Source organism: Prevotella heparinolytica, from assembly GCF_002998535.1.
GTDB lineage: Bacteria > Bacteroidota > Bacteroidia > Bacteroidales > Bacteroidaceae > Bacteroides > Bacteroides heparinolyticus.
In genome coordinates this window covers 917,163-929,171 of sequence record NZ_CP027234.1, presented here as the reverse complement: position 1 = coordinate 929,171, position 12,009 = coordinate 917,163, and the positions used below count along the sequence as shown (strand labels likewise).

General features: G+C 44.2%; 7 protein-coding genes. 1 reads left to right on the top strand and 6 read right to left on the bottom strand.

The window, feature by feature from the left end; translation table 11 throughout:
* Positions 1-400: 400 nt before the first annotated feature.
* The 6 genes from C3V43_RS03860 to C3V43_RS03835 form a co-directional block, all read right to left on the bottom strand.
* Positions 401-1,903, bottom strand: coding sequence for a glutamine synthetase family protein (locus tag C3V43_RS03860; RefSeq protein WP_106068675.1), 1,503 nt, complete (start codon positions 1,901-1,903; stop codon positions 401-403).
* Between the two features lie 237 nt (positions 1,904-2,140).
* Positions 2,141-2,800, bottom strand: a complete 660-nt coding sequence (lipB, locus tag C3V43_RS03855) for a lipoyl(octanoyl) transferase LipB (protein WP_106068674.1) — start codon at positions 2,798-2,800, stop codon at positions 2,141-2,143.
* Between the two features lie 48 nt (positions 2,801-2,848).
* Positions 2,849-4,483 carry a RagB/SusD family nutrient uptake outer membrane protein gene (locus C3V43_RS03850; protein ID WP_106068673.1) on the bottom strand — a complete coding sequence of 545 codons (1,635 nt, stop codon included), beginning with the start codon at positions 4,481-4,483 and terminating at the stop codon, positions 2,849-2,851.
* A gap of 12 nt (positions 4,484-4,495) precedes the next feature.
* Entirely contained in the window at positions 4,496-7,228 is a 2,733-nt protein-coding gene (locus tag C3V43_RS03845; protein ID WP_106070448.1) for a SusC/RagA family TonB-linked outer membrane protein, read from the bottom strand.
* Between the two features lie 128 nt (positions 7,229-7,356).
* Positions 7,357-7,668 (bottom strand): heavy-metal-associated domain-containing protein, encoded by a 312-nt coding sequence (locus C3V43_RS03840; protein WP_106068672.1) that lies wholly within the window; start codon positions 7,666-7,668, stop codon positions 7,357-7,359.
* A 405-nt stretch (positions 7,669-8,073) separates the two neighbouring features.
* Positions 8,074-10,269: a TonB-dependent receptor gene (locus C3V43_RS03835; protein ID WP_394336160.1), complete on the bottom strand. Its 2,196-nt coding sequence runs from the start codon at positions 10,267-10,269 to the stop codon at positions 8,074-8,076.
* Between the two features lie 845 nt (positions 10,270-11,114).
* Here C3V43_RS03835 and C3V43_RS03825 point away from each other — a divergent pair.
* Complete coding sequence (locus C3V43_RS03825; protein WP_106068670.1) at positions 11,115-11,972, top strand: DUF3298 and DUF4163 domain-containing protein; 858 nt, start codon at positions 11,115-11,117, stop codon at positions 11,970-11,972.
* The last annotated feature ends 37 nt before the right edge of the window (positions 11,973-12,009 follow it).

Genomic DNA, 12,009 nt, shown 5'->3' with positions numbered 1-12,009 from the left:
TCCTGAAAATCCGCTGAAGAGAATTCTCCATATCTACAATTCAAAGCAAATCAGTATTTTACGATTAAGCAATCGTAAGCTTACATCGGGGAAAACGTATGCCCACACTTTAGCAGTCACAAGCCCACACCTTAATGAACACAAGCCCACACTTTAAGAGGCGTAAGCCCACACTTCAGGAAGCATAACCCCACACCATAGGGAAGATGAGTCCACACTTTAGGGAAGTTATTCCCACACTTCAAGACAAGGTAAGTTTTAAAGGAGTTATAAGAAAAGCAAACACAGAGACAAGGAAGCACAAGAATACGGGAAATCAAATCCGCCTGAAACCATATTCAAACTATGATTTTCAGGCGCAATGTCCCTTGCACTTCAATGTCTCTGCGCTTCGCCGAATTTAGCCGCAGTGGAAGTACCGCTCCACCAGTTTCAGCATTTCATCCTGATTATTCTGTATCTCGCTACGCAAAGTTTTGTCTCCGTATGAACGCAGCTTGGCGACAATTCCGTCAATCATTGCAGGACTGAATACCTGATGTTGCTCGAATATGGCACGCTGTTTTTCCAAACAATCGGCAGAAGCCGAGCAACTATCCGGCAATTGTGCCAACTCTTTCAGTTTATCCTCATTTTCTTTCTGATGAATGTTCACGTTCACATAAGTCTTTTCCGCAACAGCCAACGCATCTTCCATCTCAAAACCATGACGACATGCCACGGCCAGCCCCGCTATCAATTGATACAAGTCGGCCGACCCGTCCGGTGAACGCATCTCTACCGTCTGTTTCTGCGTGGTGTCATAATGGCTCGGAGTCTCCAATGGGTTGGCCAGCATACACATGTCTGTTTTGGCAGACCATCCCAACGGGACACGTACCAACACGGAACGGTTTCTATCGCCCCAGCATACATTGGTAGGTGCTTCCTGATGAGGTACAAGACGGAAATAAGACGTAGGATTCGTATTGCCGAAAGCCGTAATGGAAGGTGCCAAAACCATCATTCCTGCAATGGCTTTGCGAGCCGTTTCAGAGAGTACACCATCTTTCAGCATCTGATTTTTCCCGTCTTTCATGATGCGCATATGGATATGCAGTCCCGAACCGGCTTTCCCGGCTGTTATTTTAGGCGCGAAAGTAATGTTGTAACCATATTGTGAAGCCAGATTGCGAATCACCCATTTGGCTATCATCAACTGGTCGGCAGCCTGCTCGGCAGGCACGGGCAAGAATTCTATCTCGTTTTGTTCGTATATTTTATTGTCGAGCGTGAAGTTTCCCACCTCGGAATGACCGTATTTTATCTGTCCCCCTGCCTGTGCTATACATGACATGCACTCCGTGCGGAATTCATTGAATTTGGCATACGGGGCCGATTCATGGTAGCCGCGCTGGTCGGTGGCGGGAAACATGCCGTCGTTTTCCGAAATCACATAATACTCCAATTCGCCCATAGCCTGAAATTCCATTCCCGTTACATCCTTGAATGCCTGACAAGCCTTGCGTAAAGTATATTCAGGCGAACTCTCCAACGGTTCTCCATCTTTATTGAAATAAGAGCATAGCATAGAGAGTGTGGGTAACTCTGCAAAAGGGTCGATAAAAGCGGTTCGGAAGCGGGGCACTACATACAAATCGCTACTGCCGGCCTCTATAAACGGGAAGAGACTCGACCCATCCACACGCTCCCCGCAAGTAAGGATTGCATCCAGATAAGTAGCGTCTTTAATAACGAAATTCAGTGTTTTCAATCGTCCGTCTGCAGCCGGATACATGAAATTTATCATACGGATATCATTCTTTTTAATATAAGAAATGATGTCTGCTTTCGTAAATTCAGAAGCCGGTTTCTGAAGCTCAGCAACCAACGAATTGGAGCTCATTGACAATTCTTGATTCATAATACGCCAATCTTTTTTTAGTTTATTATATGGTTAACAAAAAGGAAAGTGTGCCGCACACAGAATTCTGTTATTATTCCATTATCAGTATCTCGACACACTTCACTAACACAAAGATAGTAAAAATTACATTACCACAACCATATCCCTTGTTTTATTAACAATAAAACAAGCAAGACTTCTTATTTTAATAGAAAAAAGTCAAACCCTCCCTAACAAGGATGTATCTAATGACGCTTACGACAACCTATTCGTCAACTCCTCGCAAAGGCGCTCTTTTACCTCTGTCATGGATACTTCGTTTCCCAACTCTTTTTGCAGGGAAGTGACTCCTTTATCTATAAATCCGCAAGGATGGATATAACTGAAATAGCGCAAATCGGTGTTTACATTCAGGGCCAATCCGTGCATGGTGACAAAATGACTGCTGCGTACCCCGATAGCGCAGATTTTACGGGCACGGGGAGTATCGCCTTCCAGCCATACGCCGGTAGCCTTTTCCAAACGTCCGGCCGTGATACCATACGAAGCACATACACCGATTACCGCCTCTTCCAACAAATGCACATACTCTTTCAACCCTAAAGAATAATCTTCAAGGTTCAATATGGGATAGCAAACCAATTGCCCCTGACCATGATAAGTGATGTCTCCGCCACGGTCTATATGATAGAGTGTAGCTCCTATCCTATGAAGCTGTTCATCGCTTAGCAGCATATTCCCGTCTTTCCCGCTACGGCCCAAAGTATAGACATGAGGATGTTCGCAGAGCACAATATGGTTTACATACCCTATCCCCGCCTGTTTGGCTTGCACAAGTGCATCAAACCATTCCGTCTGCCGCTTCCATGCCTCGGCATAAGGAATTACATTCCAATCTGATATTTTCGGTTTCATGAGGGCAAATATAGCACTTTTCCGATAATAGCCAAGCATCCGTCTCTATCAATAGCCTTTGTTCTGCACCAATCTTCCATTCATCTTCAGCACATTTCCCGGAATGGGAAATACAGTGGTATATCCGTTTGCTTCCTCAGGCAATTGAGGGCGGCTGTCATAGGCACGGGTAAACCTCCCGAAGCGTATAAGATCTTGGCGTCTCCATCCCTCCCAAGCAAGCTCCAATTGCCGTTCATCCAGCAAAGTCGCTAATGTGGCCGGACGGAAAGCAGCCCCTACACGACTGCGGACTTTCGCCAGCTCTTCGTCTCCGCTTTCTCCGTTACGCACCTTTGCCTCGCTCTTCATCAGCAACACATCCGCATATCGAAACAATACGATATCATTCTCCATCAGTTTACCATCTTTGGTGGCATTCACATCTATCTCATACTTCTTCATACGTGCCCCCGCCGTCTTTTCATAAGGCGTATCGGATATGTCCACCGACACTTTCCACGGATGATATTCCAAAATCGTGCCATTATCCAACCTGACAACATTCCCTTGCAAGTCATATACCACATCGGCATAATAACATTTATCAAAACGCGGATCTACCTCATCCGTATCATAGCCGAACACGTGCAATGCATCTACCGTCGCACTGGAACCATTTTCACCGCCCAATCCGTAAGCCTTGGCATGATTATAGTGCCGGGAGCGGAACAAATATTGCATCTGGTTGGTATATAAAGTTTTGTTCATGGGAATAGTGAATATATTCTCCACCGATGATTCGTTATATACGGCAAAGTTTGTTTCATACCGGGCTTCCAATTGATAACCCAATGCAGTGATACTATCACAATAGGCCATCGCAGTTTGCCAAGCGTTCAACAACCGCCCGTCTACCGTAAAATAAAGGTTCTTTCCGTCAGGACGTACACCGTCAGTCCAATCATTGTCGGCATAAACTTCGGCGTTTAGTGCCAATTTCGCAAGCAAAAAATAGGCGACCGGACGCGTGATGCGTCCATAATAATCTCCCGGCAGGTTACTATGCGCCCCGGGCAATAAAGGAGCTGCCTGCTGTAATTCTTTCACCACGAAATCAAAAATTTCCTTCCGGTCCTTTTGTACCACTTTTTCCATAGTAACAGAAGAAGAAAGTACCAAAGGCACACGCCCGAACAAATCCATCAGATAATAGTAATACATGGCACGCAACGCACGCACCTCTGCATCATACTCCGCTAATTCCGGTTCATCATGAGTGGCCTGAAACTTTTCAATTCTCTCTACCGACCTGTTGCTCAGCATCACCACTTTATAGAGATACTCCCATGTGGCTTGAATGGCATCATTATTCACTCCCCATCGATGTAGAAACAATCCTTGCCAGAAACCTCCATCATACCAATCGCCGCCGCGAGTAGGCAGAATGGCTTCATCGGTGGTAAACGTGTTCAAGTCATAGACACCGCGTCCCGTTCCTTGCAACCCCTGACTGTCGGCACATCCACCCACATAATTATAAAGCGACGCCACCGCGTTCAAATATAAATCGGGAAGTGTACGATAAGCTTCCTCTTTATCTATCTTGTCACGAGGTTCTTCCTTTAAAAAAGTATCACAAGCCGCCAACAGAAAGAAACAGCAAGATGCCGTCAGCCAATATTGAATCCGATAGTTCTTCATAGCCTTTTCTCTTTAGAAATTAATACTCACCCCCAATGTATAGGTTCTGGCAAGCGGATAATTACGTTTATCATCCAGACCTAACGTTTTGTTGACCGTAGAACTGTTTATCATAGGCGAAACTCCAGAATAACCGGTAATCGTCGCCAAATTATTCACTGTGAAAGTAAGTCGCAGATTCTGAATATACTTTTTCGTCCCCCGCAAAGGCACGTTCCATCCGGCCGTCACATAATCGAAGTTCACATAATCTCCCCGTTCCAGCCAATAATCGGTAGCCGTCTGGTCCTTGATATTAGCCTGCGGAGCCTCCTTCATTACGTTATAATCGGGAAATATCCCCATATTCATGTAAGTCAGCGAAGTTCCATTGTAAATTTTATGCCCGAAAGCCCCATTGATTTGTACCGCCAGATCGAAATCCTTATAACGAAAACTGATATTGGAACCGACAATGGTTTTCGGCATGGCTTGTCCGGCTATGTAACGGTCTTCCCCATCCTCCAAGCTTATGCCTCCACCGTTCAAATCAACAACTCCATATTTATAACCGCCATTCCCGTCAGCCACCAATCCGGCATTGCGCGGAAGATAGAATACCCCCAGCGGTTGCCCCACAATCTGATATACAATGTGATTGTATCCTCCATGAAAGCCGGCTCCATCTAAACCGGAAATACTGTTATACGCTGCCGCACTGAGATATTCGCCATCATACATGCCGCTTAAAGAGAGCAGCTTGTTTTGTTGGAAAGAAACGTTGGCATTAACGTTAAGTTCCATGTCTTCGGTTTTCAGAGGAGTTACTCCCACAGCTATTTCCAAACCGCTGTTACGCATCGAGCCGATATTTGCCACTAATGTGCTATAAGTGAATGGTGGAACACTGACATTATAAGTATAAAGCATGTCGTTTGTTTTGGAAAGATAATAGTTGGCAGAAAGCAATAGGCGATTACCGAATAAAGCCAAATCGACCCCGGCATTCAGATTATGTTTTACTTCCCATTTCAGATTTGGATTTGTATTGCGTAATTCGGTAAGAGAAACTACTTGTGAGCTGCCTACGGGCACTACTCCGTTGGGCTGTGCCAACCGAAGGGTAGTATAGGAATCAATTCCGCTTTGGTTTCCCGCCAATCCATATCCGATACGGATTTTCAGATTATTCACCTGAGAGAGTTGCTTCATAAAGTTCTCCTGAGACACATTCCAAGCTGCTGAAATGGAAGGAAAAAATCCCCATTTATGATTATTTCCGAATTTAGAAGAAGCATCCGCACGGGCATTCACGGTCAGGATATAACGATCGGCATACGTATAATTGATGCGTCCCATACAGGAGACCAGACGAGGGCGCTCGTAATATGAGTTCGTGCCTTCCCAAGGGCGTAGAGCGCCGGCTTGCAGATTATCGTATCCGAACAGGTCGGAACTGAAGTTGGTGACCGTTGTATAAAAACCGGTATAGCATTCCTGTTGAACTTCAGCCAATGCCAACGCATCGATAAAATGGCGCTTCATATGCTTGCGATATGTCAGTATAGCATTTCCAACCAATGCCTCCGATTTACGTACACCGCGATAAGCCTGCCCATGTGCCCACACGCAGGTAGGAAGATATTGGGCGTTTTCAATCATATTATAAGAATAAGAACCGAAAAGCTGCAAACTCAAATCCGGCATAAGATTAAACTTCAGTTTGGCATAGGTACTGATATGTGAGGTCGATTCTTTATCTTTCACCTCCATCCAAGCCAAAGGATGGGTGATTTGGCTTGCATTGGTCACTCCATCCCACGCCCCTTCCTTATTTTTATGATTAGGATAAGTGGGGTTGAATGCGGCAGCCGAATAAAAAGTCTTTTGCCCGTCTACTATATTACGATTCTTCTGTACAGAACCGAACATTCCCACATCACACTGCACAAATCCATCGAACAGCTTCTGAGTCATATTCATGTTCGATGTGAAGTTGGTCATTTTCTCATTGATTATAACTCCTTCCCTACGCATAAAACCAAGAGACACGCGATAGCTGGATTCATCCCTTCCTCCATAGAAGGCCACATGATGATCTTGCTGCAAACCGGCTTGTTGTATCTCTTTCAAGAACTCGGTGTCATTGCCTAAATCTACGATGGATATGCCTTCCCTTTGCGCCACTTTGCGATATTCGTCGGCCGACAACATTTTAAGACTCTTATAAACAGCCGGAACGCCGAAATTGCCGTTATAGCTTACCTGCGTTCTACCCTTCATTCCCTTTTTCGTTGTGATTTCAATAACACCGGATGCACCACGCGAACCATATTGGGCAGTTTCCGAAGCATCTTTCAGAATGGTAAAGCTTTCTATATCCGTAGGATAAATGGAGGTAAGCAAAGAGATGTCTCCGAACACTCCGTCAATGATAATCAGTGGGTCATTGCCACTGGTCAGTGAAGTCGTTCCGCGAAGACGAACCGCATCCAAAGCTGCCGTTCCATTCGCCGCACGATGTATCGTCAATCCCGGCACTTTACCGTAAATGGCTTCCAAAGGATTGGTAATCTGGTCGACCTTCAGTTGCTTTCCGGTGACTTTTTCAACAAGGGAAGATACGTTTTTCTCATGCCCTACGGTATATCCGATGGTTATCAAGGAGTCGGGCACTGTATGCGGCGTTTCTTGCGCACGCATACATAATCCCGCTCCAAAAACACAAAAACATCCGGTGACGATAATTTTATGAAACTGTTTCATCATTCTGTCTATTAGATAAGGTTAACTCTTCTTTTCTTAATAACAACCAAAAGTAAGAAATTCCTTCCACTTTTCCAAGAAAGATTGAATAACAGATTCCTTTTACAAAAGGAATAAAACAGTGAAAATTACTTCTTGTCCCCCTGTTTGGCTTCTTTGATAAACTCTGCTTCGTAATTAAACTTCTTAAAACCTTCTTTCAACTTATCGACACTGGTTTTCTCGGCATCATATGTGATGGTGACCGTCTTTGTTTTCAGGTCTGTATGGAAGTTCTTCAGCCCTTTCTCAAAGCGAATGTTATTGTTTATCTTCCTGACACAATTATCGCACTTCATCTGCGCCACTTTAAACACAGCTGTACGAATATCTTTCGCCACCACAAAGGTGAAACTGAACAGCATTGCTGCCACAATCATCAAACATCTTTTTGTTTTCATTCTTTCCTGATTTTAACCTGAATTCGGTATAAAACAAGATGTTATATGCCTGTTAAATACTTGTATATATCTTGCCGTTTTCCTCGCATATATGAGGTGCCGAACGTCGCATATACGAGACTGCGCACGTCGCATATACGAGACCGTGCACGTCGCATATACGAGACCGCGCACGTCGCATATACGAGACTTGGCACCACTGATTGACCCCTCCGGGAATGCCTCCGGGAGCGTTTTTTTGTATAGGCGGAGTCTCTTTTTACATCGAACTCAGGTTGATTTTATTTACATATTAAAGTTATTAAATGTCCTATGATTGAAATATAGAGATACGGAAATCCGGTACATCTTCTCACAGGAAATACCGGACTTGTCTGAACGACATTCCATGTCTTTTATAAATCTTCATACTCCCGGCAGATTAAAACGAATACCTATATAGGCTTTCGCTCCATGCATCGGCCCCCAGATCATTGTTGCGTCAAAGCGATTGCCCCACGGATTGGCAGCGTCAATAATGGGACTCTTTTGTTTGAAATTCGTCAGATTTTCGCCGCCAATGTATACAGACCAATAACGGAAATAGCGGGTCACTTGCGCACTCAACTGTTCAAAACTACCGTAGCGATTCTCCCACGCCCAATCGCCGTTTTCCAATTTATATGGTGCAGGCATTCGTCCGCCCCCATTCATCTGCAATGTCACATCAAATTGCCATAATGCCAAAGGCGTCTGGTAAGATGCTGTCAGCAGCCCTTTATACTTACCCGTAAGAGGCTTTTCCATCAATCGACCATTGTAATTTGTCTGGACATCCGTCCAGCGATAGGCAGCCGTGAAAGTAAAGCCCGGGAAAAACGGATAGGTGGCTTCTATCTGGAAGACCTGCGAATATGAACGTCCGTTCAGATTATAAAACAGAACGGCATGCGGATCGGTATCCATATCTACTACCACTTGCTTGCGAAAGTCTGTATAATAGAATTCGGCATTCAGATTCAGTGTTTTGCCAAATACCGGTATATAGGCAGAAGTACTTGCCCCGTAATTCCAAGCCTCGTCTTGCTCAAGGTTTCGGGCGATATCCATCCTTCGGCTGCTTGCCAGCAAGTAATTGTTTTCAGCCAAGACGTGATTGGAACGATAGCCCTTCCCGGCAGAAAGACGGAAATGGATATATTCATTCGGATTGTATTTTACGTGGAAGCGAGGTGTGATAAAATAACCGTATTCACTGCTGTGATCTCCTCGAAGTCCTCCCATTAGGATAAGCCTATCGTTCCAATTATAAGTGTACTGTACATAAGCCCCGGGAACAGCTTCTTTTACAAAATCATTTACAAGAGGATATTCCACATCATTATACAGCCGATAAGCTTGACCGTAAGAGTCATAATTGAAGCTCAATCCTGCAGAAAGACTATGGCGTTTGCTAAATTCCGTTTCAAACAACAAAGAAGCATACATATTATGCTGGTCTACGTCATACCTTTTTCGTCCGTACACCGCATCCTGCTGATGCAAAGAGCCCGAAAGAATCAGTGCCAGATTGGTATTTTTATCTTTGTCGAATATATAGGCGTTTTTGGTAAATGCCTCGTAACGGTCTGTTCCGATATTTATTTTGTACGGATCGGAAGAATGATTTATCCCATGACCTACCTGACCACTATACCGGTCTTCGGAAAGAGCCTTGATGCCGGCCTGAAAAACATAGCGGTCGCCCATATATGCCCAACGGTTCCACAGATTATACTGCTCCACTTGAGGTATATCGGCAAAACCGTCATTGTTGCTGTCATGGGCTTTGGTCTCATTCTCGTAATGAGCCAACAGTGATGTACTCCAGCGTTTGGAAAGCTTTATGGTGACATCTGCATTGGCCTCATACCGATTGGTGCTGCTCACGAAGAGATTAGCCGATAACCTGTCCGCTTCGGAAAGTTGAGGTTTCTTGAACTCCACATTAATTTGCCCCGTAATAGCTTCGTAACCGTTCTTTACAGATGAGCTACCTTTACTCACTTGAATGCTTTGCATCCACGGGCCGGGCACGTATCCCAATCCATAAGCGGCAGCCGCACCACGATAATTCGGAATATTTTCCGTCAGCATCTGTACATACGTGCCTGACAAACCCAATAGTTTGATTTGTTTGGCACCGGTAGCCGCATCGGAATAGCTGACATCGACCGAAGGATTCGTCACAAAACTCTCTCCAAGATTGCAACATGCTGCACGACTCAACTCGGCACTGCTTATCATGTCTTCGTTCATCACGCTATTGCGCAACTTCATGGTGCCCAACTTACGACCTACCACATTCACTTCTCTGAGTTCAATTCCCTCGCGAAGAACGATGTCCAGCCGTTCGTGCCGTCCTTCCACGTTTATCGTATCATTTTCAAAGCCAATAAAGCTGACCACGAGACTGTGATTATTCCGGAGTTTAGCCAAAGAAAAAGTTCCGTCGGCCTTAGTCGTAGTACCTTGCGCGGTGCCCTGCCAGAATAGATTGGCTCCGGCAATGGGAACACCTGCATTATCTTTCACTATTCCCTCTATCTGCGCATGCAATATCGCAAAAGGGAACAACATCATCCATATGGTTATTGGTAGTATTTTATTTCTCATTTTCTTTTTTATTTTCAGGTAAAGCATTTCATGATCCGGAGTACTCCCTGTTTTCTCCGCAGTTGCCCCGTAAGAGGTTCGTATCAACTCCGTATATTATGGAGGAAGTACAGCCCAGATACGGTTCAGGTATAACCCAAATACAAATGCAACAGTATGAAATGATTTGTGAATATTTAAATATAGCACAGACTTAAAGACATGGAACGAACCGTTTTTTGCATCGCGAACCCATCGCCCAGCATAACCGAACCGTTTGTCTTTGCCTCGACTACTAAATGAGAAGTACTGAATAGAGTGCCAAATATTGGCGTGAGCCACCCGAGTGTGGTGGCACTTCGAAAACAAAATCTGAAAAAGAATCGGCTACGGACATCAAGTATCCCGGTAAGAACAGTTGTTCGCAAAGAAGCATGATGGGGGGTATGGCCGGAGAAGAATCCTGCGCATGTTTTACCATATCTACTTTATAATGAACAACTGTACAACCCGTATCCTTACATGTATTTTCGGACGTCCGATGCTTTTGCTCACATTTGGAACAATCGGAAGAGCAGCAACTTTGCATTGTCTCGCATCCGGTACAGCAATAATGGATAATAGAAACCCCTACTCCACTCACAATGATGAAAGAGGAAAAAAGTACCGCGAATATGTAACGTAGTTCCTTCATAAGTAAGGGTAAAGATAGAAAGTTTTAACCGTTCGTCGGATTTAATTTTCCTTTTTTTATGCCTACAGTTCGTTAATAAGTTCTATATTTGTCGATAAAGTATTTTGGTTGAAATATTGAATTATAAATAAAATCGAATATGAAAAAGCAAACTGTCAGCCTACTTGTCTTTCTACTTGCGACAAGCAGTTATTTCTCTTCCTGCAATAACACCGTGAACAAAAATACCGGCGCATTAGAGTTTGACAGTATACGAGTAAATGAAACCTCTCACCTTTTCGGAGATACTGCCAAACCAGCCTGCAACCTTATTGTAAGATTCACCTATGCTGCTAAATCATCTGACATAAAATTAAGGGATAGCCTCAATAGTTTTCTTGTTTCCGCTTTCTTCGGAGACAAATACATAAACATGAAGCCTGAAGAAGCCATCAAGAAGTACACGGAGAAATATATCAACGATTATCGCAATGATCTGGAACCGATGTATAAGAAAGACGAACAGGAACAGGAAGAAGGCATGAACTTGGAAGGATGGTATTCTTTTTATAGAAGTGTAGAAGGCCGTGTAAAAAACTACTTCAAGCATCTGTTGGTCTATCGCATCGACTATAACGAATATACCGGCGGCGCACACGGCATTTACATGGCCACATTCCTCAACATGGACTTACATACATTAAGCCCCGTCCGTCTGGACGACTTGTTTGCCAATGACTACAAAGAAGCACTGACCGACTTACTGTGGAACCAGTTGATGGCTGATAATAAGGTAAAGACCCGTCAAGAGCTGGAAGATATAGGCTATGCCACCACCGGAGAACTGGCACCAACAGAGAATTTCTACCTCACTCCTCAAGGCATCATATTTTATTATAATGTCTACGACATAGCTCCTTACGTAATGGGACCGATAGAAATAACTCTTCCATACGAAATAATGCAGCACTTACTGAAAGACGATTGTATGGTGCTGAATGAAATAAGAAACTCATAATTAAAAACAACCCGTCATACATTGTAATTAATTCATA